This is a genomic window from Psychrobacter sp. PL15 (assembly GCF_035984995.1).
Classification (GTDB): Bacteria; Pseudomonadota; Gammaproteobacteria; order Pseudomonadales; family Moraxellaceae; genus Psychrobacter.
In genome coordinates, this window is the sequence record NZ_JAXCIB010000005.1 from 64,672 (window position 1) to 89,928 (window position 25,257).

The following is a 25,257-nucleotide window of genomic DNA, read 5'->3' on the forward strand; positions in this document are numbered from 1 at the left end:
TTTTCACGTCAGCGCTTACTGAGCAGTACTTGTTTGTCGACGCTTACAGATCAGCGCGTACTGATAGCTGCATCTAAACAATGAAGTCTAAGTTCCTCATTAACGTTAGCTCATACCTTTAATTTTAACGTTAGGAGCCGGCAAATCCCAAATATAAAACTTACCGTCTTCAACTAACTTGATTTGTTGACGAATAATACTGTTGTCAGGTACTTGTTGCTCAAGGCGACGCAGACGATCTAAGGCTTGGCTACGGCGATCGCTCAACAGATCTGACTGTGCCAAGCTTTGTTCTGCTTCGGTATAGCCAAGCGCTACTGCACGGTCCAGATACTTTTGGCCTTCTTTAAAGCCACCGCCTTCTGCTAGCATCATGCCATACAGAAAGTTGGCTTCCCCACTATCAGGCTTGTTTTTAATGGCGCGATCAACATACTGTCCACCACGTATCGTAAAGGCGGTACCTAAATCTAAGTTACGTCCCATACCGTTTAGTTTGGCCGCCCGCAGTAGCACATCATAAGAGGCATTAGGCGCTTTGGCATAAGGTTCAATCCATTCAGCCAATACTTTGATTTTTTCACGGGTATTATGACGTTGGGTGCGGTTAGGAAAGTTTGGTGGATAGTGACGGGCGTTAGGAGACACTTCTGTGATGAAATCGTCAACCAAGCTGACATCTAGCTTATCGATACCTGAGCCTTGCTGCTGCGAGATTAACACCGTAGGCACAAAGCTAATATCTGACAGTCGCACTTGTGGTGTGGGGATACTAGAGAGCTGACCGCCGCTAATATCGATACCGGTACTGGTCATAGGCCCACGTTGATACACCAGAGTCGATCCAGTCAGCTCCGACGCACCAGGTATTTGTATGGGTTGTTGTGGCGGTACTGCTGCTGGTGCAGTACTAAATTGAACATTGCTTTGTTGTGAACTGCTTTGTTGTGAACTGCTGGGCTGTACGGTATTTGACTGTGCGCTAGTTTGAGTTGCAGCACTTACAGTAGCATTAGGCTGAGCCAGACGAATAACCCGTTTGCTGGAGTCGATAGCGCTAGGCGCACTAGTACTGATATCAGCAGTAGCTGCAGTATCAGGGGCAGCAATAGCAGGTGCCGCTAGCATCATAGTGCACGCTGCCGCTAGGGCAGTTAAGGTCGCAAGCTTAGGCGATTTAGTAAAATTATTAGGCGGGCTTATGGCTTTCATAGAAGTCGTTACCTTGTTTATTTAGCAGTTGTTTATTGTCATTAGCTTTAAAATAGAGAAAATAGTACAAACTTCCATTACCCTAGCAAATTAACCCTAATGTTATCAGTAGTAGGATTGTTAAAAGTAAAACATTGAGTGAGCTTAATTATGACTTCATCTATAAGTGCTGTTATAAATGATAGGCGGTAGTTTTCATACCATTGGCCATCCAGCGCATGGTAACGCGTATAGGCGGTGACAGTGCGCCCCCCCCATTCTCTAATGCCACCTGACGATGGTGTAATTCTTCAATATCCATTTGCGCTAGTATTTCTCGTGACCGGTTGTCTTGCGCAGGGAGTTGCTCAATATGGTCTTGTAAATGCTCACTCACCTGTGCCTCAGTCTCCGCGACAAACCCTAAACTAAACTTATTAGAGATTGCCCCTGCCACCGCACCGAGTCCGAATGACATGCCATACCACAATGGGGTAAAGATACTGGCATGACTGCCCAATTCATCCAGACGGGTCTCACACCAGACCAGATGATCGATCTCTTCTACTGCTGATTCGTGCATAGCTTGCCTAACACCGTCATTTTTTGCGGTAAAGGCTTGCCCATGATAAAGCCCCTGTGCACAGACTTCGCCCGTATGATTGACACGCATGAGCCCAGCGACATGTCTGGCTTCAGTAATGGTCAGCTCCGGAATATTATCACTACTGACCGGTAGCGGACGGGTACCAGGATTCGAATGCGGTACGACAGCCCGCAACGCCTTGTCAACGCCAAGTAGTAAGTGATCAATTTTAGATAAAGAACGCAGTGCCATAATTAACACCTTATTGGTTTAGGTATGACCGAGGTCATATCGCTATTTATAGTTAGAACGTGAGGGTAACGGCTTAACGAGTGCCGATAAACATTACTATAGCAAACAATACTGATTATCGGCATGGAAATTATAAGTTCAGCCGTCACTTTTTGACCGCGATTTGTTAACCAGCAGTTAAGGACGACATTGACTGTCGGTCCTGAATTAATCTAAGCGCTTGAGTATATCGTCATGAGTTTGTATGACCGCCTGTTTAATATGTTTATTCAACTTAACATACAAAAATAATCCAAAGGCAATATTAAGTATGCCCGTGACTAAGAACAATTGCGGTAGCGTCATTCCTAAGCTATTCAATACGACGATAGCAAAGATGGCTGAACTGACCATGAATATGGCATTAAAGATATTATTAGCACCAACAATGCGCGCGCGGTGACTCTTTGGCGCATAAGCTTGCATAGAAGCATATAAAGGTACGATATATAAGCCACCGCTAAACCCTAAAAAGAACAAGTCAGCAAATACCCGCCAGCTACCAGGCACATTAGACAGCGCGCCAATACCCAACAGCGCTTCGGTATTAACGTCGATGGACAATCCCGACAAAGAAAAGTATAAATCGATGGCGAAAATACTTAAGCCCGCAATACCAAAGGGTAATAATCGCAAACTAACCTGATTTTTGGTGAAGGTTTTACATAGTAGTGAGCCAATAGATACCCCAACAGAGAACAAAGTCAGTAGGAAGATCACCACTGACTCATCTCCATGTAAGATAACTTTACTAAATTCGGGGGTTTGGGTTAAAAATGTTGCGCCGTAAAACCAAAACCAACTGTTACCTAAAATGACAAAGAATAGAAAGGGCAGAGAGTATAAATAGCGTACGGTCGCCATACTAGTGGTAAAAATATTCCAATTGATATCTAAACTAGGCTGCATTGCTGGCATGACAGGAATATATCGCGCCGCCATATAGCCTAATACTGCTATTACCAAGACCGTTACACTAATCCAATATAGCGGTTGCGATAGCTGCGTTAATACGCCCGCAATAATCATACCGAGTAAGATGGCGAGTGAGGTACCCATTTGAAACAGACCATTGGCACCAACTAACTCATCTTCTTGCATCGCTTGGGGCAAATAGGCATATTTAATCGGGCCAAAAAAGGTTGAATGAGTACCCATCAAAAACAACGCCACAAACAATAGCGTATACCACTCAAATACGAAGCCTACTGCCGCGATCACCATGATGACTATTTCAAGCAACTTAATAAATCGCGTCAGTTTTGATTTTTCAAATTTATCGGCAATTTGCCCTGCCAATGCTGAAAATAAGAAGTAGGGCAAAATAAATAGCATTGCCGCCAAGTTATTTAGAATACTAACTGCTACGCCCATTTGGCTGGCAGCAGTGTAGGTCAACACTAATATTAGCGCTTGCTTAAAAACATTGTCGTTAAAAGCACCTAAAAACTGGGTAAAAAACATGGCGCTAAAACGGCGGCGCTTAAATAACTGAAACTGATTTGCCATGAAGACTCCTACAAGCGGATGGCGTCTAGTAAGTTGAGTGGACGAGCTATATTAAGGCTAACTATATAAAGCTAACGCGCTTCTAGTATTCAAATTATTATCCGTAATTGTGAATAGTATCAAAAACTTATCAAAATATAAGATAGGTTTTATCAATGTTAGGTCGTATAATAGCAAGGCTTTGCAGGAAATACATGCGCCCGGTGCTATGATTTGATAATTAACTAAGTTATGATTTGTGATTTTTAGGGGTCTATATAATAGTCAAAGGCCTGGTAAAAACCACTAACAGCAATACTATCATGTTATTTCAGAACAACTGTCAAGCGTTATTAGCGCTACGGCATCAGCCAGATAATATCAACCACGTACGACAGGTTTATTCACCCATAAGACTAGGTGACTAGTATCTTCAGTAATCTTGTGCCGTGTTAGGCGATAGGAAGTAAGTAATCATGAGACATCAGCCTTCAATTATAGCGCGCAACTTGCCTCGCAAAATTTTTGCTCGCTCAGCGATCTTTACTGCTCTTGCCAGCAGCTTAGTTGGCTTTGGTGTGGCACCCGCGATAGCTGCTGATTCTAATGGTAGTAATAATAACAGCGCTAACAGCAATATTAATAATAGTTCAGAAGTATCTGGCTCAGATGCCCAGCTTGATGACGCCTTGGACGCGTTACGTCTAAAAAAGGCGGTAGAACAAGGCATTATCGATCGATCGGTACTTTATGATTATACCGAACAAAATTTAGATATTGAACTTCAGAAAAACCCAGCAGCTCAGTCGAATAATGATGACGAATCAGACATCTCGACTAGTGCTCAGCAGACTATGATTAATGAGCGTTTGCAACAACAAGCCGCAATGGTACAACAGCAGGGTTATCAAATGATGACGCCTGAGCAGATTGAGCGCGAGCTTGCCGCTATGGATGCCCAAAATAATGGTGGTGACATTAATGGCAATAACGGCTTTGATATACCCGTTGCCACTCTAGACGGTCGCGCGCCACCCATTGGCTTAGATGTTAGTCTAGATGCGGCCAGTTTACTCGCACCTACGAACCTCGACACTTTGGGCAGGAACGAGACCGCCGCCGAGCGAGCGGAGACCGCCGAGATTATGGCGCGTCCTATTAGCGTGAGTGATGCTGTCAGTAGTGGACGTGCTGATGCGAGCGTATACATTAATCAACAAGTTGATCCCGCAAAAACCTTGGCACAGCAAGCGCGTAAGCCGGTTACTGGAGCGGGCAATACTACAACGGATATTCAAGCACAGATTAGTGCTGGCAAGTTACCCACTGTATTGGGTACAGTAGACGGCACAGAAAATAGGTCAGAGAAGCTGCTAGATCCTGATGATTATTTGCCAGACTATCAAGTGGCGACCGAGACTCAAGCGGTCAGTGATAGCATCGCACAAGCGTCCAAGCCCAAACCACGCGCTCGCGATAGTAGCAACTTTATTAAGCGTTTATACAATCGCTTTTTCAATAGCGGCTATACAGCATTGCCAAACGTCGAAACGACGGTTTATTTACAGCAAGCTCCTGCTGCCAGCGATGTGAGTGTCGTCAACGCACCACCAAAACTTATAAAAGCTGACAATGACATTCAACCTATCAACAACATTAAAGCCGCGCTTGATGATATCACGGTGCAATCGGTGGTTGATTTCACTGCTGCTTTACCGCGTCTGCGCCAAACCGCGTTGGATGCTGCCCGCGCTGTTGGCTATTACGACATTACCTTAAAATTGCGCCAGCCTAACTCTGATACCATCGATGTCATCATCGAAAATCTTGGTGAGCCAGTACGTGTTGACAGCCGCATCGTTGATGTTCGTGGTGCAGGTATTGAGCTACCAGAATACCAAACGCTTGAGAAAGAGTTGCCGCCCAAAGAGGGTGACATATTCAATCACCGTGTCTATAAAAATAGTAAGGCGGCGCTTGAGGGCTTGAGCGGCACTTACGGTTATTTTGATCAATATTGGCTAAACAAATCGGTCGACATCATTTTGCCGGATAATACCGCAGATGTCTCGCTAGTGTATAACACTGGGGACCGTTATGAGTTCGATGACGTGGTGTTTTTTACTTACGATAGAGAGTCTGGCACGCTCACCCAAGACCCTGATAAACTGCCTGTAGAGACGTCACTACTGCGTCAATTGTACAATTTTAAGGCCGGCGACCCCTTTTATCGTCCTGATATTACCAAGTTCAGTAACGATCTATCAGCCACTCGTTATTTCAATACGGTCAACGTCGAGACCATCTTACCGCCAGATGAGCGCAGCGCAGGCAGTTCTTTAGCCTTTGATAACACGCCTACAAATAGCGAGGAGGGTATTGGTATTGATAATAATGACCTCGATGGAGATGTGAATAGTGACGGTCTATTGAATACCTCAAATACAAGCAATGGATCCAGTCAAGGTCGTTCTGGCAGCCGCACTAATAATGGTAGTGTGGCCATTAATAATGATGATGATGCCAACGTTAATGACAATACTAATACCGATGCTAATACCGATGACAATAATAGTACCACGGTTAATGAAAATGACATTGCACCTATTGAGTTTGAAGTAGACGAGGAAACCTATGAAAAGTTACTTGCCATTAGACAAAAAGCAGATCGTTTAAGCCGTTTGCCCACCGATCGTGTGCTTGATGAAAAGACGCAAGAAACAGACACTATTTTAGGTAAGATTAGTGATTCCATTAGCAACGTCGCTAAAAAGATATTCCCGGATGAAAAAAGTTTAATCGCTGATGAAAACTTTGTACCGCCAACGCTTGAAGGTCGTAAGACCCCTGAGCAAGTAGCAGAAAGTAAGAAAGTACCCCTATATGTGTTTGTGTCTTCTGATAAACCACGTGATGCGCAAGCGGGCCTAGGTTATGGAACGGATACCGGCGTGCGAGCTACCGCAAAAATAGATTATAACTTAATCAACCGTAAGGGCTACCAAGCAGGTGCAGAGGTAGAATTATCACGCATTAGTAAAAATGCGACTGTTTACGGCATTCGCCCGTTGACCCATCCGCTTAATGATAAGCTCGAAGCGCGTCTGACATATAAAGAGGAGATCATCGATCAAGGTGAAGGTAATTTTGATTTGTCGACCCAAACTTTAAAGGCTGCATTAGGCCGTAATATCCATCGTGAAAATGGCTGGGATAGTAGCTACTTTGTGCGTTATCGACTAGATGAATTAGAGACGGGCGTCGATGACGCTGCTTTAGATGATTTGCCGATTCGCTTTATTTCCTCTAAGCCTCAGCAACAGGCGCTGCTATTTGGTTATGGTGTAAGCAAAACTAGTGTGGATAATGCCATCAATCCTACCCGTGGTATTCGTCAGTACTACAGTATTGAGGCTGGATCAGACAGTCTGCTTAGCGATACTAATTTGGCGATTGTCAATGCTGGGGTTAGTGGTCTTTATAGTTTTGGTGAGGATAATAGACACCAGGTGCTTGGCCGCTTTACTGGCGGCTATATTTGGGCTGACGACTTTAATGATGTGCCCTACAAATTACGCTTTTTTGCCGGTGGCGATCAAAGTCTGCGCGGTTATGATTTTGAGAGTCTCTCGCCGCTAGAAAAAGGCTTTTTAGCTGGTGGGCAAATACTAGCCGTGGGTAGTGCTGAATATAATTATGAATTTAAACCGGGCTTCCGTGGGGCGTTATTTAGCGATGTGGGTAATGCTTATGACAAAGATTTTAAGACTGATACCAAGGTCGGCGTCGGCGTTGGTATTCGCTGGGCCTCACCTGTAGGTGTCGTGCGGGTTGATATTGCCGCTGGTGTAACAGAAGAGAGTATTCCAATTAGACTGCATTTCTTTATCGGCTCGCCTTTATAAGCAAATAAGTAAGTGGTAAGCTCACTAAGCGTCACCCCTGCATGGCATCAATCTTATTGTATTAGCGATGAGCTGATGCCGAACCTATCTTAACCCAGTTGAGTGTCATATTGAACAATCATACCCCGCCCACCCCTGAGCCATTGGACGAAGATCCGGCGCAAAGAGACGCGCGTGCCGTACGTCGTTGGTATCCGCTATCCTTTGTACTCAAGCTATTGGCACTGGTTGTTATTGTGCTGATGATTATGTTTGCAGTATTTTTTTATATGATAGGCACGGACTCAGGTACTAAGTTTATATTAGAAAAGATTAGTGCGGAGACGGGAATTGAGTTTAAATATGGCCGTGGTAACTTACGTGATGGCATTTGGGTCACGGACATCGATATCGAAGCGACTGACGATTTAGAAATATTAGTAGATAAGGCTTATATTAAGATTGGCTGGCGCGCTATTTTTGCCAAAGAAGTCCATCTACGTGATGCTGATATCGAGCGTATTGAAATCATCAATAAAAAGCCACCAACTGGCAAGCCGTTCGATTATAGAACCCTTAAGCTACCGGTTAATCTGCGCTTTGATCAAGCAAAAATAAAGACTATCGTCTACAACCAAGTCACTAAAAATCCTCTTGTTATTCATAATATAACGGCTCGTGATTTGACCTGGGTAGGCAGTAAGATCACTGTCGGTCGCGGCGACTTACGCTATGCCGACACAGTCAAAATCAGTGCTTTACAGGGTAATATTGATTTACAGGGTGATTATCCGCTGGACTTTACCGCGATTGCTGAGGTTAGTGGCTTAGAAAAAGTCTATATCGATCCGCTAGACATCACTGCAACCGGTAGTTTGAAACGCACGGTAGGTAAGGTAAGTAGCCGCTACAATGACGGCGACGTGAGTGGTGATATCGTCGTACAAGGACTCGATAAAGGGGCACCGTTCCAAGCCAAGTTGCAATGGGATGACATCCTGATACCGTATGCGGATGAGCAAAATATCCATCTAAAAAGTGGTACGCTAGTCGCCGATGGTGTTATCTCTGAAATAAGGTTACGGATTAATGCTGAACTAACAGCAAAAGATATTCCATCAGGACATTATCAAGGTCGTGCAGTCATTGAGAACAAGCAACTGCGTATTGATCGCCTAAGCGCTAATGTTCCAGCAGGACGCTTGATGCTACAAGGTATTTTAGATTGGAAACAGAGCTTTGATGCCAAAGTAGTGGCGACCAGTAGTGATTTTGACATTCGCCGTGCCATTCCCAAAGAGTATACCGATTACAAGGTATATGCGCCGCAAAAGCTTGATGGTAAGCTATTCGTACATTACCAACAAAAAAATACCACGGGCAATCTACAGCTCAATGCTGACTTAAAACAACGTGATGGTGAACACGTTAATGCCAAAATTATACGTGGCAAAGTGTTAGCGAAATCCAAGCAAAAAGCACCTATATATATTGATGCGACCTGGCAAAATCTGGTGCGCCGTCAATTACCAAATATTGGCAACGTTAATAGCCCTAGTGGCCAAGCGAGCGTCATCGTCCGTGGTTCACGCTTATCTGTTGATGCCAACGCAGTGATTAATGAGCTCAATGTCGCGCCTAAAGGCAACTATGATGTGCGCGTGCGTAAAGCCGGCAACGTCATAGATATCAATCGTTTGAACTACCAAGGTATCGTAGGTGACCTAGCTGGTAGTGGTCAAATTCAGTTGGCGACCAAAAATCGCCCGCTAAGGTGGCAGATTGATGCACGGACTACTGGCCTGTTGCCCAAAAAGTATCGTAGTGACTTGCCACTTGAGCGTCTTACTGGCCGCCTAAATGCGCGTGGGCGTCTGCTTAATATTAGCAAAAACCAGGTCAAAGGCCAGCGTCATATTATTAACTTCAGTAACACGGACTTGCAGGCGCAGCTAGACGCCTCACAGGACAGTCGTGCTATTGGTATTACCGGCGGCGGCAAGGCCAGTGTAGATATTATCGACGGTAAGCTGTCGGTCTTCGACGCACGCTTTGACGGCAATATCGATACTAAAGATGTGCCCAAAGGTCGCCTATCGATTGACGCGGCAGGTACGCCCAAGCTAATAAGTTTCCGTAAATTAAACTATAGCGGAGAAGCAGGTGCGGTTAAAGCCAAAGGTGTGATTGACTTACGCAACAATATTGGCTGGAACGTCAAAGGACGCTTTGATCAGTTCAATTTGGGTTATTTCTTACCGAACAACGCCGCGATTCTTACTGGCGACTTGACTACTAGTGGGCAGTGGCAGCCGGCGCCCAAAAACAACCCTAATGCTAAAGGTAAATTGCAGCGATTCGCCGTTGATTTCGAAGGCATGCTGGATGCTGAGCAGCTGCCAGCCGGTAGATTAACCCTCAATGCTAGCGGTGATGACAAGCTAATTCGCATCAAACGTTTTCGGCATGTAGGCGCGGCAGGTAGTATTGATGCCAAAGGAACTGTTGATGTGCGTCAAGGTATCGCTTGGGATATCAGCGCCGTTATGGATCGCTTTAATTTAGGCTACTTTCTTAAAGACACCCCAAGCGTCATTACCGGTTCATTCAACAGTGATGGACGCTGGACAAAAATGCAGCAAGTCATTAATTTAAATCAGCTCAACTTGAATGGCGTGCTAAAGGGTCGGCCCTTAAGTGCTAAAGGGAGCTTAAAAGCCAAGCTGCACTTACCTGAAGACTTAGCAAGCTATTTTAAGGGTCTGCAAAAGCAAGATGCCGAGGCGCAATATAAGCAAGTCAATGCCTTAATAGAGAGCCTAAATGCTGATAATTTAGTGATACGTTGGGGGGATAACTACCTGACCGCTAATGGCAACGCGAAGCAGCTACAGGCAAAAATTAACATCACCAGTCTCGATCAGCTGTCAAACAAGCTTGCGGGCAAAGTAACGGGTGGCGTCACCTTATCGCAGCCATCTGGGCAAGCGTTACCCACCATCTATATTGATCTGGTTGGTGAACGTATCGCACTACCTGGATTTATTCTGCGTCAAGGTCGTATTCGTGGCAAGCTGGTTAATTTAGCCAACAGCCCAAGCCAGTTGATTATCAGTGCTGAAGGTCTGGACGCTGCTGGACAAACTTTTAAAAGTGTCAACGCCTCTTTTAATGGTACTGAGCAAGCGCACGTGGTCGATATTGAGGTTGCTAATGAGCAGCTTAAACTATCGGCGCGACTCAAAGGGGGCTTTAACCGTCAAAACCTCAGTTGGACGGGGGCGATCGGTAAAGGTCGCGTCAAATCCAAATATGCCACTTTGAACCAATTACAACCGGCGCAGCTGATTGTTAACTTACCGCAAAATAGTAAAGGTGGTAAAAAGAGTAATACAGGGGAGCTAAAAGTACAGCTGGCTGCCCACTGTTGGCAAGCAGAAGATCAAACCGGCAAGTTATGTCTGCGTGAGAACCTTATTGCTTCAGCAGCAGCGGGACAAGTTAATCTGGCGGTACAAAAGTTGGATACCTCGCTGTTTGCCGTGTTCTTACCTAAAGACATCGATTGGCATGGCAAAATTAATGGTCGAGCAATCGTTGGCTGGCAGCGTGGCAAGCCGCCGACCATTAATACCACCTTATATTCTGACAACGGTAAGATTGGCCTCATTCAAGATGGTGATGCTGCACCTGTTACCTTGCCCTATAAGCGGGTGTCGCTCATCGCGTTATCCGTTCCGGAAGGATTAAAACTGCGAACCGATATCAATACTGGTCGCGGCAGCCGTGGCTACGCTGAGGTAATCGTCGACCCTTACAAGACCCCGAAGCCTATTTCAGGTGCACTAGTGCTCAATGAGCTTAACTTAGCGATTTTCAAGCCTTTCTTCCCTGGGATGCGCGTACTTGAGGGCAATATTACGATGGCAGGTGGCCTGGGTGGCACGCTTGAGAAACCACAGTTTTATGGCGATGTTGACTTGATTGATGGTCGCGTCGCTATGCTGGACCTACCGATTAATTTGACTAACGTTAATGTCGCGGCCAAAATCCGTGGTACGCAAGCGACGATTGATGGAAAATTTAATAGTGGCACTGGTAAAGGCACCTTAACAGGTACTGTCGATTGGCGACAAAAACTACAAGCTAAGCTCAGTGTTGTCGGTGAGCGCTTAGTACTGACCCAGCCACCGTTATTGTTGGCTGAAATTAATCCTGATATTGACATCATCGTGCGCCCAGGCGACCGCTATGTCAAAATCGAAGGTGCCATCAGTGTGCCATCAGCGACCATTCGCCCACCTGAGGCTAGTGAAGACATTATCACCCAAACCGAAGATGCGGTAGTTCTTGATCGACGCTTAATTGGTAATATTGATGAGGTTTTGGCCATCTCAAAACCATGGTCGATCAACGCAGACATCGGTATTGATTTGGGTGATGATATTAACTTCCGAGGCTTTGGGGCTGTTATTCCGCTTGCTGGTGCTATCAACATCACCCAAAACGGCCAAGGTATCATGCGTGCTAAAGGCGTAGTACAAGCCTCACGTCGTACTAATATCAATATTTTTGGTCAGAGTTTAGAGCTCAATTATGGCCAAGTGCGTTTTAATGGTAATGTATTGAAGCCGAATCTGAGTATTGAGGCGGTAAAAATCATCAATGGCAAAACGGTTGGTCTACGGGTCAAAGGTAATACTGAAAATCCGAATATTGTGGTCTTTAATAATGCAGGGCTTACGCAACAACAAGCAATGAATGCCTTGATTACAGGTCGAATCAATAATACCAGTGCGACTCAGATTAGTGAGCAAGGCTTTAAATCTGAGGTGACCAATAATTTGGCTGCGGCTGGATTGAGCTTTGGTTTGAGTGGCACGCGCAGCTTAACCAACCAGATCGGACAAGCCTTTGGTCTACAAAGCTTAACGGTTGATGCGTCAGGAACCAGTGAAGACACCAATGTCAACGTCACTGGCTATGTCACACCTGACTTATATATTCGCTATGGGGTAGGTGTCTTCAACGCGCAAAACAGCTTATCTGTTCGTTATCAGCTTACCCGCCGTATCTATGTTGAAGCGACTTCTGCTGCGGAAAATGCGGTAGATGTGGTCTATAGCTGGCAATTTTAGCGCTGGCAAGTGTGAGTAATGGGCGGTTTGGCTGTTGATATTATCAGTTCAGTTCAGCTTAGTTAAGCCTATTGATTTTTAGTGTCCTTGATCAACACAATAAACCTTGTCCAATAAAAAAACGCCTCTGATTGGCGTTTTTTTATGGTTGTCAGACGATCGACGATTAAATTATTGCTAGCATATAAGCTATTTGGTCAGGATTAAGCGATTATTGCGGGTTAGCCGCAAGCGATATTCTTCGCCCTCATGCTCAATACGTACTTCTTTAGTTAGCGCAAATAGATGCTGTGATTGCAGCGTAGGCAGACGATTTTCACGGCAATTTAGATAACGAGAGATAACCATGCTCATAATGAATTCCTTTTGTCTTTTTGGTAAGTGGCTGGCTGGATAGTAAATAATAATCAATATAAACAGCGTTGAGCTAAGAAAAGGACACGCTGAATAAATCTAATTAACGATAATGATTATCATTTATATTAATATAATTTACAAGGCAATTGGTAAAATAAATGTTAAGTATTGAGTAAACTTATGTAACTATACTTATTGTTTTCTTATAAAACCGGCACTGACTACCCTTCGCTGCATAAATCAATTACTTAAAACACTGTTAATGACATAACAGGCACTCTTCTAGGAAACAGTCATGTTAAATAAGACAAAACAGCAAATTAGTACTGATGACAAGGCGGTCGCTGGCAGAATGGTGGCTACCCAAGCAAGGGTTACTGTCGCTGTGGCAGTGATACATTACCAACAGCAGTACTTACTTGGGTTTCGTAGTTCTACACAGCACCAGGGCAACCGCTATGAGTTTGTCGGCGGTAAGACAGATAAGCATGAAACTGTGTCAGCAGCCTTAGTACGTGAGGTTGGTGAGGAGACTGGTATTGATATTCAGAACAACAATCTCGTCAAGCTTGGCCGTTTGCATCATGATTATGGTGATAAGCAAGTATGTCTGCAGGTATACAAGGTGGCGCTGACAGCAGAGCAGTATAAGCAGCATCAACACTGCGACTATGGATTAGAAGGTCAAGCATTAACCTGGGTAGACAAAATCCCACTACTGGCAGGCCATTATCCGCTACCAGCGGCTAATCGGACTATTTTGGCATGGCTACAGCTACCAGCGCAGATAACGATTACGCATCCGTTAGCACCATTTAGCGAATATACTGATGTTAGCAATGCTTGGTTTGATTACCACCAACAGTACATTTCTAAAGGAGCTTGGGTATACATACGCACTAAAGCCGCAGAGCTAGAAAACACACTTACCAAAGCCAAGCGGACTACTGATGCGGAACTTGCGATTCAGCTAATGCGCTTGCGACCTGATATTCATAGCATCGTAACTTATGATTATGCTCATCAAGATTATGCTCATCAAATAGTGCAGCAGCCTAATTCGCTCGAAATCACACAACTAGCAACCAACAATGAAAACGTCAAAATTTCTAAGCATATTGACACCACTAAGCAGGTTATGGCTTGCCACTTGACCCATCATGAAGTGATGCAGTGGTTCAATGCCTATATAGACAATGACTGTCAAGATAATGATTCTAAAAAGAGTGTTCCTGCAGGCGATTTCTCTAAAGACCAGTCCAAAGGCAGTCGATCTTCTTTAGACGGTCAGCTATCCAGATTGCCGTTAATAGCTTTGCCATTAATAATAAGTTGCCATGATGCGGATAGCATTTATGCTGCCAATCAACTCGCTGCGACGCGCTTACAAAATCAACTGTCACCCGTGATCGGTATCTTTTTGTCACCAGTATTGGCCACTAAAACGCATCCTGATAGCGAGCCACTAGGATGGAAAGCATGGTCAGAACTAGCAGAATTAGCTGATATGCCAGTCATTGGTTTGGGTGGGTTGTCACCACTGATGATTGATCAAGCTGAGCAGCATGGTGCGCTAAGTGTCGCCGGTATTCGTCAGTTCTTAGGGCAATAAAAGACTAATTATACAGTGCTGGGGTTTGGGTCTGTATGGTTAGTATGAAGCTGAGCTATGAATATAATAGAATGTAACTCATGAGTACAAATGATTGTTTTTCAACATGTTTTACAGTTTAGTAACTATATAACTAATATATGAAATAGACACAGAATTACTTACAAACTGTTGCCTTTTCCTACACTGCCGCACTGTTTTAATAGTAGCACTACCCTCAATATAGGATATGAGATTAAGGAGAGACTAAATTACTAATAATTAATTATGGCCTGTTGATTCAGTTGAGTCTCTGTTATTAAACCAATCAAATCCAATTTTTTATACAACTATCAATGGTACGACTATGAAAACCAATAAGTTACCTGAATCAGCAGGGACTGACTCGCAGGCAGCTGGTTTTCAATCGCAGCAGATTAGCATAAATACTCGTCATCTGAGTGGCGATAAAATGAAACAGACCGGTAGCGCCAGTAATGACGCTAACGATGTCGATGAAGACTCACACTATCATGTAGAGGGGTGGCCTTCAAAAGATAACTATTCTGCATATAAGTGTTTCGACAACAGCTTAATAAAGGCACAAGAGTCTATTATGACTAAAGATACAAATATAATTACAACCACAATTACAACTATAAAAAACGACGATCTAGATAAACCCAGCATTGCTAGTGGCTACAAAAAAATGAATAAAACTGCTGATGTAGCGCCATTTATGACCCAGTTACCAGCTGCGTACATTGAGAAACTACAAAGCGATTTTGAACGAGACCTTGCTGAGCAGGACAGCGTAGAGCAGGATAGCTTTAAGCAAAGTAATGCTAAGCCAGACGACAATATTCCACCATCAGTGACAGTCATCCCTAATATGTCTAGTACTGAAATACCAGAGCGATTCTTTATGAATGGATTGATCAAGCATACCGCGATTGCACTAGCGATTATTATACCGTTAGCGGCATTTTCAGCTTATGCCGCACCGCAAGCAACCCCAGCTGGCACAACGAATACAGCAACTACTAATAAGACCACTACTAATAAGACCACTACGGCTGCGACATTAGCAGTGACCCCAAGCGCCATCATTCATAAATCTGCAACGGTGCCAACGACTGTAGACAGTGTTGACCTCGAACAGTATGCGGGTACTTGGTATGAGATAGGGCGCTTGCCGATGTACTTTCAGCGCAACTGTGCTCGTGATGTGACCGCCACTTATACCGGAAAAACTGACGGTTCAGGCATTACCGTACTGAATGAGTGCATTGGCAAAGATGGCGCAGCCATTAGTGCTGAAGGACTGGCAAAAGTGGTTGATAATACTGGTAGTAAACTAAAAGTTACCTTTTTGCCTGCATGGATTCGTTGGTTGCCGGTAGGTCGTGCCGATTATTGGGTGCTAGCTCGTGATGCTAATTATCAAACCGCCTTAGTGGGCACGCCGGATAATAAATATCTATGGTTATTGGCGCGTTCGCCTAATATTACCCAGCAGACTTATGCCAAATACCGTGAGATTGCTCAGCAACAAGGCTATGATCTAAAAAAATTCAAGCTAACCACCCAGACCAAGCAAACGATTAATCTAGCTCCTTAAGCTATTTTTGCAATAAGGTGTATCTCAATGCGCTATATTATAGAGGTTGGTGTGCTAAAAAACTGTTCGACAAGGCAAAGGCAGCTGTATAGGCTGCCTTTGCCTTGTGAGTTTCTAAATAAATATCTAATAATCTACAATTTTTTGCCAAAGTTATCTACAGAATAGAGTAACTGCTATTAATAATGGTTATCACTGGCAAAAAAGGGCGTTCTGAGCTAAAATGTAGGCGATTTAACCGCACTAATAGCAATAACTTCTTGTAGTTATAACTTCGTTTTAATAAACGACTCGTTTATTCTTAGCTTTATCCTATTGCATACGTTATTGTTTTCACTACCCTATTTTGATTAATATCAAATTCTACCGACCATAAGGATGTTTCTCGTGAGCAACGCTGATACCTTACGCCACCTACATCAAGAGCATTTAAGCAATTATAATAACCAAGAGCAACAAGCTATCGAGCTGATTGGTCTACTTAATAAGCTGTATAACGAGCAAGACGTACAAATCACCCTGTTTGGTGAAATGCTTGATACCACCTCAGTTGGTCAAGTGTTGGCCTTGCATCAAAAAGCGGCAATACGTGAACAAGGTGCTAAGCCGATCGCTATTGCAGATACTTTAGCGATGGTTAAAGCAGTGGCGGCTAGCGATAATATTCAAGCAGCGCGAGTCGATGTGGGTCAGCTGATTGCTAATGACAGTGATATACAGGCCGTATTGCAGTCTATCAGCAATGATGAAACGGCTACTAACGGTGCGACTGATGTGGTGTTATATGGTTTCGGTCGTATTGGCCGTATTGTAACGCGTCTCTTGTTATCACAAGCGTCAAGTGCCAAGGGTCTACAATTAAAAGCGATTGTCGTACGTCCTGCTGCTGCAGGCGACTTAGCCAAACGTATCTCATTGCTTGAGCGTGACTCGATTCATGGTAGATTTTTAGGTGGCATCAGTATTGATGATGACAACAATGGCATGATTATTAACGGCCGTTTTGTACAAATCATTTACGCCAATGACCCAAGCGAAATTGACTATACTGCTTATGGTATCGATAATGCTTTGATTATTGATAATACTGGTATTTGGAAAGACGAAGCCGGTCTTGGCAAGCATTTGCAAGCTCAAGGTGTGAATAAGGTCCTACTCACTGCGCCTGCTGGTGGCGAGATTAAGAACGTGGTATATGGCGTTAATAATGACACTATCGGTGATGACCCTATCGTTAGTGCCGCCAGCTGTACCACCAACGCTATTACGCCCATGTTAAAAGTATTGAATGATGAGTATGGTATTAAAAATGGCCATGTGGAAACTATTCATTCATTTACTAACGACCAAAATTTGATTGATAATTATCACAAAGCGGATCGCCGTGGTCGTAGTGCCGTATTGAATATGGTGATTACCAGTACGGGTGCGGCAAAAGCAGCTGGCAAAGCGCTGCCAGAGTTGAGTGGCAAATTAACAGGCAACGCGATTCGTGTACCCACGCCAAACGTCAGCTTGGCAATTTTAAACTTGAATCTAAAAACGGCACCGCAAAGTGTTGATGCCCTAAATGAATTTATGCGTAACATATCTAACAGTAATCTGTGGCAATCACAAATTGCTTATACGGACTCAACTGAAGCAGTATCGACTGACTTTGTTGGGACGACTCACGTTGGCGTGGTTGATGCTCAAGCCACTATCCTCACTGACAATCAGGCCATTGTCTATATTTGGTATGACAATGAAGTGGGCTATAGTACTCAAGTACTGCGCTTAGCGAATCAGATGGCTGGTATTAGTTACACTCAAATTCCAGCATAAAGCCTCTAGTATAAGATTTCTAGTATAAAAGTTGGCACTGTTAGACATTGCTATATAAGCATGGTTCGAATGTCGTCCTTAAATGTTATACTGGCTATTATAGTTATCACTATTACACACAGCACCCGATAGTCCGATTGGTTATCGGGTGTTGTTGCCATAACAATGGCTAACATTAATTTTTAGACATCACCCTACGCTAGCGTAAACGCACCCACATAAAGCGTGCGAAAACAAACGTGGATATAAAGCGAATACAAACACAGTCACTGGCTGTAAACCAGATTGTAAATTAAGGAACGTAACATGCGATTTATTGATGAAGCTGTCGTAACGGTAAAAGCGGGTGACGGTGGCAACGGTATCGCCAGTTTTCGCCGAGAAAAATACGTCCCTCGTGGCGGTCCTGATGGTGGTGATGGGGGTACTGGTGGTGACGTTTATGTCATCACTGATGACAATACCAACACCTTAGTCGACTACCGTTATACCCGCCGTTATGATGCGATGCGCGGTGAAAATGGTCATAGTAAGAACTGCGCAGGCAAAGGTTCTGACATTGTTTACTTGCCAGTTCCTGTCGGTACCACTATTATCGATACTGAAACTGATGAAGTTATCGGTGATATGATTGAGATCGGCCAGACATTACTAATCGCCAAAGGTGGTGATGGTGGTTTGGGCAATACCCATTTTAAAAGCTCGACCAACCAAGCACCACGTAAAGCCACCTCAGGTTTTGAAGGCGAGCTTAAAGTACTAAAGTTTGAGCTAAAAGTTGTGGCCGATGTTGGGCTAATTGGCCTACCGAATGCTGGCAAGTCTACTTTTATTCGTCAAGTTTCTGCGGCGAAGCCAAAAGTCGCCGATTATCCCTTTACCACCATCGTGCCAAATCTAGGTGTGGTTGATATTGGTCGCCATCGCTCATTTGTAATGGCTGATATCCCAGGACTCATTGAAGGCGCCTCAGAAGGCGCTGGTCTGGGTATACGCTTTTTAAAACATGTGGCACGTACACGTCGTTTGCTACATATCGTTGATGTACAGCCTATTGACGCTTCTGATCCAGTCAATAACGCGCGTATTATTTTAAATGAGCTTGAGCGTTTTTCGCCAGAATTAGCAAAATTGCCGCAAGTTCTAATCCTAAACAAGATTGATCAGGTGATTGATCCAGAAGAGTTAGACGAGCTGTGCAATCATATCGTCGCTGATCTCGGCTGGACTGGCATGGTATTTCGTACTTCAACCCTAATGGGTGAGGGTACTGACGCCGTGAAATATCATCTAATGAATGAGATTGAGCGTGAGCGTGAGCGTGAAGAAGAAGAACCGGAATTTGCTGAGGCGCAAAAAGCGCGTTTCGAGCGTTTAGAGGCAGAAGTGCGCCGTAATACTGAAGCACAACGTGAAGCGTACCGTGCTGCTCGCAAAGCGCAACGTGAAGGTGCCGACTTACCCGAAGACGATAGCTTTGATAGTGAAGGTTTTGACGACGATTTTGATGACGATGATTTTGATGACGATGATGGTGTTGAAGTGGTGTACGCCCCTTAATTTATCTCCATTATCAGAAAAGACTCATTTAAAGAGGATGTAAGCCAGTTGGCTAGCATCTTCTTTTAACTAATTTTTCAGCCCTTTATTTATAAAAAAGTTTTTCAAACCAATCCCTGCAATATATAGGAGTTTTTATGGCAGATGACATGGAACAACCCACCGAAGAAGCAAGGTTTATTAAGCAAACTCGTAACTTTGATATTCAGCGCGTTATTGTCAAGATCGGCTCATCATTATTAACTAATAATGGTCGAGGGCTGGATCGAACTGCCATCTACGAGTGGGCAACCCAGATTGCTGAATTGCACAATCAGGGTGTGGAAGTGCTGTTGGTGTCATCAGGTGCGGTCGCTGAAGGTGTGGTACGCATGAACCTTGATGAGCGCCCAAAAAAGCTTGCAGCATTACAAGCCTGTGCCTCTATCGGCCAGATGGGCTTGATTGGCACCTGGTGGTCAGCACTTATCCAACATGGGATACAGAGCTCTCAGTTGTTGTTGACCCATGATGACTTGTCCAATCGTAGCCGTTACTTGAACACTACTAGTGCGTTGACTCAGCTATTAGAATGGCGTGTATTGCCGGTAATTAATGAAAACGATACCATCACTATTGATGAAATTAAGTTTGGCGACAATGATACCTTAGGCGCGATGGCAGCGGCGATGGTCAATGCTGACTTATACATTATATTAACTGATCAAGAAGGGGTATTTACTGACAATCCACGCGATAATCCCGATGCCAGAATGATTCGTCAAGAACGCGCGATGGCTGATTATTTATTCGATATTGCTGGTGATGGTGGCAAATTAGGCCGTGGTGGGATGTTGACTAAAATTCGTGCTGGTCGTTTGGCGGCCATGGGTGGCTGCCCGACAGTAATTGTCAGCGGTGCGATCGAAGATGTTATCACTCGTGTGGTGGCAGGTGAAGCGGTAGGTACATTGCTAACTACCAATGATGAGGACAAAATCATCGCTCGTAAACAGTGGATCGCGGCGCATTTACGGATGTCCGGTTCCCTGATTGTGGATGCTGGTGCGGCAACAGCACTGACCAAACATAACAGAAGCTTATTACCAGTTGGGGTAGTAGAAGTACGTGGCGACTTTGATGAAGGTGATGTAGTAGAGATTATTCATCAAGACACCAATGAGCGCTTAGCGGTTGGCCAAGTTAACTTCTCGTCTACCGATGCGCGCAGTGTTGCGCGTGAACGTACTGAGCAGTTCGATAGAATCTTGGGCAATAATGAAGAGCGCGTGGTCATGGTACATCGTGATAATTTAGCCTTGTCTATGTAAAAGAGTGGTCTATGGCTAACAGATACATAGCTGGCCTATTAATGCCATAACAGAACAATTCTTTATGGCATTAATTCTATATGTGCTTCAAACAATGACATTTACCTCCTCAATCAAAAATTTTTAAATTATCTCACCTACTTACTATTCTTATTTATCCTTATTTTTAACAATGATAATAATGAATATTGCATTATTTTGGAGATTTGTACATGAGCGCCTCAGACAATAGTAACTTGCCTAAGCAAAACTTTGCCCCCCTTAAAAATGACCGACTGCTGCGTGCGCTACGCTTTGAGACTGTCGATACCACGCCAGTATGGATGATGCGTCAAGCCGGGCGTTATTTACCAGAGTATAAAGCCACCCGCGCGGAAGCAGGCGATTTTATGAGCCTGTGCAAAGATACTGCCCGTGCCACGGAAGTGACATTGCAGCCGTTACGACGTATGGATCTAGATGCAGCGATTTTATTCAGTGACATACTGACTATTCCTGATGCCATGGGTTTGGGTCTGTACTTTGAGACTGGTGAAGGTCCTAAGTTTAAATATCCTATCCGTACGCAGGCAGATCTTGATCGGCTACCGACACTTGACGCCAATGACTCACTCGATTATGTTATGCGTGCAGTGACCAGTATCCGTACCGCACTAAACGGACAAGTGCCACTATTTGGCTTTTCAGGTAGTCCTTGGACCCTAGCTACTTATATGATTGAAGGGGGCAGCTCAAAAGACTATCGTTATACCAAAGGCTTTTTGTATAGCAACCCTGAGTTTTTGCATCAGCTGCTTGATAAAATTGCAATTTCTGTGATTGATTATCTAGATGCACAAGTGGTCGCTGGTGCGCAAATCTTACAGATATTTGACAGTTGGGGTGGTGCATTAGGCCATCGTCAGTTCATTGAATTTTCACATGCGTATAACAAGCGTATCGTTGCTGAGTTAAAAGTACGTCACCCTGATATTCCAGTGGTTTTATTTACCAAAGGCGGTGGCCTCTGGTTAGAGACTCAAGCAGATAGTGAAGCCGATGCATTGGGACTAGATTGGACCATGCCGCTTGATCGGGCGCGCCAAGTCTTGACTGCACAGCATAAACCATTACAGCGCAAAAAAGCCGTTCAAGGTAATTTAGACCCTGCGACCCTGTATGGCTCACCGGAAACTATCCGTTCGGAAGTGACGTTGATGCTCGATAGAGCTTACGCTTGTGGCGAGAAGACTGGCTATGTGGCAAACTTAGGTCATGGTATTACCCAATGGGTTAACCCTGATAATGCTAAAGTATTTATCGATGCGGTACATGACTATAAGCTTTAACAATCTATAAAATTAACCGCTTTTTGATTCAAGTAAATAGCGGTTTAAGACAAAATTCTGGACCGCTTTAGATATTTAGTGTTATATAGTTAACATACCTTAAAAACGCGACAAAAACGCGACAAAAACGCGACGGTACTGCTGGCATACGCTTTTTGCAGCCTCTGTCTGCGTAGGCACAGCAAGCAAGAAAAACTTATCCCAGCAGTAGGTTATGTATCGATATTACTTTTCATTGACTATATATATTAGCGTTTATTTAGCAAACAAGGACTTCTTATGATTTCAGCAGCCATCGTCGGTGGAACAGGCTACACAGGTATCGAGCTTATTCGTCTGCTATCTGCACATCCTGAGGTGTCCATTGATTTATTGACTTCGCGCAGTGAGGCAGGAACGCGTGCTGATGAGATATTTCCAAGTTTGCGCGGTATTTCCGACATTGTTTTTAGTGACTTAGGTGATGATACGCTTGCCGCACTACAACGTTGCGACGTGGTGTTTTTTGCCACACCGCATGGGGTGGCGATGAAACAAGCACAAGCGCTAACCCAAGCGGGTGTTCGAGTCATTGATTTGGCCGCTGACTTTCGTTTACAGTCATTAACTGAGTTTGAGCAGTGGTATCAACAGCCACATACTTGTCCAGAACTGTTAAAAACTGCTGTTTATGGTCTACCAGAAATCAATCGTGATAAGCTTGCAAATGCTTTGCTGGTCGGTAATCCTGGTTGCTACCCAACTACTGCTATTTTAGGATTAAAGCCTATTATAGAGGCGCAGAATAAACAAGCCATGCGCTTAATTGAAGCCCGTATTGTTATTGATGCCAAATCGGGGGTCTCAGGCGCCGGTCGTCAAGCAAGTATTGCCCTTAACTATGCCGAAACGACTGATAACTTTAAGGCGTATGGGGTAACCGGCCATCGTCACTTGCCAGAAATCGAACAAGGTATTGCCCAGTTATTAGACAGCCAGTTTACTCAGAGAGTCCGCTTTTTGCCACATTTAGTACCGATGATCCGCGGTATGTTTAGCTCTATTCACATGGAGTTAACCGAGGCTGGAAAAGCTATAGACTGGCAGCAAGTGTTTGAGACTGGCTATGCTACAGAGGCTTTTATTGACATCATGCCAAGCGGTATTTATCCGGATACTCGTAGCGTGCGTGCCAGTAATCGCTTACGCATTGCAGTATATCAAGATAATGACCGCGCTGAGTTAACGGTATTGGTAGTACAAGATAATTTAGTGAAAGGTGCAGCAGGACAGGCGGTGCAAAACATGAATGTGATGTTTGGGCTTGATGAGACGTTGGGGTTAAATTTTGCACCGATTGTTCCTTAAGATATCTTTAAGCTGTTTGTAGCTATTTGATTTTTAACTTTTTTAGTCAGTAGTATTGGATGAATGTTACTTCATATATTTTAACATTGATCCTTTATTACTGAACCTTTACTGTTGGGTCATTCCTATTTACGATGCTAGGTATTGATTCTAAATTCCGTTATAATACAGCGCTCTTACTGTTACGAGATACACTCTAGATGCTTGTTAAGAATGCCCACCGCTTGCGCTCGCAGGTAGCTTCCTTGTCGTGCCAAGCTTCCGTATTAGACGATTCTGATCGCAGATTACAGTCTTCTTATCAAAGTATCGATAACATAATAAATACTAATACGACCCATAATTATATAAATGGCAAACAACAAGGTGCATCGACCTTGGTATTAGCGTTATTTGTCGTGGCGGTACTAGTGACCGCTATTGTTGGGCTAATGTTTGGTCATAAGCTGGGTTACCAGCGTGGCTACTATTCTATGCAAACCGAAACCAAACAAGCTTTTATTAACAGTGAGCAGGCGACTAAAGAGCTCACAGAATTGCGTTTAAGTGATAAAATATTGACCAATCAAGCGGCTACCGCCAAGCAAGAGCTAACGATCAGTCTGTCAAATTTAGATGATCTGCGCCAGGCTCAGCAAGCACTAGAAATCGAAAATAAACAAATGGCTCAGCTTAATGAGTTATATGCTAATGTGATTGGTGAAAAAGGTGGCATGCCGTTACAAGTACTTGGCGCTAAGATTGCACCTCTACCTGAAAATGCTTTTGAATACGGTTTCGATATCGGTATGCTTGGTAGCGATGGACAAGCAAAAAATTTGCAGATCACTTTAACGCTACTTAATGATAATAGCTTGGTGGAAGTGCCGTTAGAGCCAGCGCGTTATAATATTCAGGGCATTGAACGTGTTCGTGGGCGCTTTGTCATGCCGTCAGGCTTTAAGCCCCTACAAATCAAGCTCAGCTTGAAGTCAGGAGCGCAGGAAGTAGAGCAATTGTATGATTGGAAGCTTGGTGCTATGGTTGATAATATGCCATTATCGCTCTTAGATTTACCAGAAGCAGACAAAAACCCTATTGATCCTGAGTGACTGTCCAGTTCTTAGTATTATCTGATGCTAGTAACTATTTAGTCTAGTAACCGTTTAGTCTAGTAGCTGTTGCATTTTATCACTCAGTTCGCAGTCTGTTGTACCTAGCATGTTTGTACTTGATACTCTCTCCCTTATTGTTAGTTTCCCTTTTATTTTATAATTTGGTTATGATGAAAAAAATATTATCACAAGCTAAGCCTGTTGTTTTTGATTGGCATTTCCCAAATATGCCGGCTCACCGTGCGCAAGATAGTGACCCTGATGGTGAAACGGCACCACAAGCCGACGTTATGGTGGCGGAACCAGAAGTGGCCAAACCGCCCATGTACGCGGTGGTCATGTACAACGATAACTACACACCGATGGAGTTTGTGGTTTATATTCTGCAGTCAGAATTTCGTCATACTGTGGATTCAGCCGTTGAAGTGATGTTAACGATTCACAATAGCAGCAAAGGTATTGCCGGTATTTATCCTAAAGATATTGCTGAGACTAAAGCAAAAAAAGTCAACAGTCTTGCTCACCGTGAGGGCTATCCGTTACTTACCCAGATCGAGCCCCATCAAGGCGAATAAGTAATGTCAGTCATTTCGTTGTTCGTTTAGAATTGTCTTTTGATAGGGTGGTCTCGACGAGATAGTTGGGAA

The 25,257-nt window shown here is 44.0% G+C and carries 15 protein-coding genes; 11 read left to right on the forward strand and 4 right to left on the reverse strand.

The window, feature by feature from the left end; all coding sequences use genetic code 11:
* Positions 1 to 105 precede the first annotated feature (105 nt).
* The 3 genes from RCH20_RS05935 to RCH20_RS05945 form a co-directional block, all read right to left on the reverse strand.
* Complete coding sequence (locus RCH20_RS05935; RefSeq protein ID WP_327192933.1) at positions 106 to 1,212, reverse strand: tetratricopeptide repeat protein; 1,107 nt, start codon at positions 1,210 to 1,212, stop codon at positions 106 to 108.
* A 172-nt stretch (positions 1,213 to 1,384) separates the two neighbouring features.
* Complete coding sequence (gene coq7 / locus RCH20_RS05940) at positions 1,385 to 2,023, reverse strand: 2-polyprenyl-3-methyl-6-methoxy-1,4-benzoquinone monooxygenase (protein WP_327193014.1); 639 nt, start codon at positions 2,021 to 2,023, stop codon at positions 1,385 to 1,387.
* A 213-nt stretch (positions 2,024 to 2,236) separates the two neighbouring features.
* Positions 2,237 to 3,577, reverse strand: a complete 1,341-nt coding sequence (locus tag RCH20_RS05945) for an MFS transporter (protein ID WP_327192934.1) — start codon at positions 3,575 to 3,577, stop codon at positions 2,237 to 2,239.
* A 455-nt stretch (positions 3,578 to 4,032) separates the two neighbouring features.
* Between RCH20_RS05945 and RCH20_RS05950 the strand changes: the two genes are divergently transcribed.
* Both RCH20_RS05950 and RCH20_RS05955 read left to right on the forward strand, forming a co-directional pair.
* Entirely contained in the window at positions 4,033 to 7,461 is a 3,429-nt protein-coding gene (locus RCH20_RS05950) for an autotransporter assembly complex protein TamA (RefSeq protein ID WP_327192935.1), read from the forward strand.
* Positions 7,462 to 7,568: 107 nt separating this feature from the next.
* The gene (locus RCH20_RS05955; protein WP_442793107.1) at positions 7,569 to 12,578 is read left to right on the forward strand and encodes a translocation/assembly module TamB domain-containing protein; all 5,010 of its coding nucleotides are present in this window, start codon (positions 7,569 to 7,571) and stop codon (positions 12,576 to 12,578) included.
* Positions 12,579 to 12,767: 189 nt separating this feature from the next.
* Here the strand turns inward: RCH20_RS05955 and hemP are convergent, their stop codons facing one another.
* A complete protein-coding gene (gene hemP / locus RCH20_RS05960) occupies positions 12,768 to 12,926 on the reverse strand; it encodes a hemin uptake protein HemP (RefSeq protein WP_227672156.1) in 159 nt (52 codons plus the stop codon).
* 304 nt (positions 12,927 to 13,230) lie between these two features.
* Between hemP and RCH20_RS05965 the strand changes: the two genes are divergently transcribed.
* From RCH20_RS05965 to RCH20_RS06005, 9 genes are all read left to right on the forward strand, one after another.
* Positions 13,231 to 14,547, forward strand: coding sequence for an NUDIX domain-containing protein (locus RCH20_RS05965; protein ID WP_327192937.1), 1,317 nt, complete (start codon positions 13,231 to 13,233; stop codon positions 14,545 to 14,547).
* Positions 14,548 to 14,893: 346 nt separating this feature from the next.
* Positions 14,894 to 16,147 carry a lipocalin family protein gene (locus RCH20_RS05970; RefSeq protein WP_209958040.1) on the forward strand — a complete coding sequence of 418 codons (1,254 nt, stop codon included), beginning with the start codon at positions 14,894 to 14,896 and terminating at the stop codon, positions 16,145 to 16,147.
* Positions 16,148 to 16,525: 378 nt separating this feature from the next.
* The gene (locus tag RCH20_RS05975; protein WP_209958038.1) at positions 16,526 to 17,971 is read left to right on the forward strand and encodes a glyceraldehyde-3-phosphate dehydrogenase; all 1,446 of its coding nucleotides are present in this window, start codon (positions 16,526 to 16,528) and stop codon (positions 17,969 to 17,971) included.
* A gap of 306 nt (positions 17,972 to 18,277) precedes the next feature.
* Positions 18,278 to 19,531 carry an Obg family GTPase CgtA gene (gene cgtA, locus RCH20_RS05980; protein ID WP_209958035.1) on the forward strand — a complete coding sequence of 418 codons (1,254 nt, stop codon included), beginning with the start codon at positions 18,278 to 18,280 and terminating at the stop codon, positions 19,529 to 19,531.
* Between the two features lie 137 nt (positions 19,532 to 19,668).
* Positions 19,669 to 20,841: a glutamate 5-kinase gene (gene proB, locus RCH20_RS05985; protein ID WP_209958033.1), complete on the forward strand. Its 1,173-nt coding sequence runs from the start codon at positions 19,669 to 19,671 to the stop codon at positions 20,839 to 20,841.
* Between the two features lie 212 nt (positions 20,842 to 21,053).
* Entirely contained in the window at positions 21,054 to 22,169 is a 1,116-nt protein-coding gene (gene hemE / locus RCH20_RS05990; RefSeq protein WP_327192938.1) for a uroporphyrinogen decarboxylase, read from the forward strand.
* Between the two features lie 279 nt (positions 22,170 to 22,448).
* A complete protein-coding gene (gene argC, locus RCH20_RS05995) occupies positions 22,449 to 23,516 on the forward strand; it encodes an N-acetyl-gamma-glutamyl-phosphate reductase (protein WP_327192939.1) in 1,068 nt (355 codons plus the stop codon).
* A 200-nt stretch (positions 23,517 to 23,716) separates the two neighbouring features.
* Positions 23,717 to 24,607 carry a hypothetical protein gene (locus tag RCH20_RS06000; protein ID WP_209958026.1) on the forward strand — a complete coding sequence of 297 codons (891 nt, stop codon included), beginning with the start codon at positions 23,717 to 23,719 and terminating at the stop codon, positions 24,605 to 24,607.
* 170 nt (positions 24,608 to 24,777) lie between these two features.
* Positions 24,778 to 25,185, forward strand: coding sequence for an ATP-dependent Clp protease adaptor ClpS (locus RCH20_RS06005; protein ID WP_209958024.1), 408 nt, complete (start codon positions 24,778 to 24,780; stop codon positions 25,183 to 25,185).
* Positions 25,186 to 25,257: the final 72 nt, after the last annotated feature.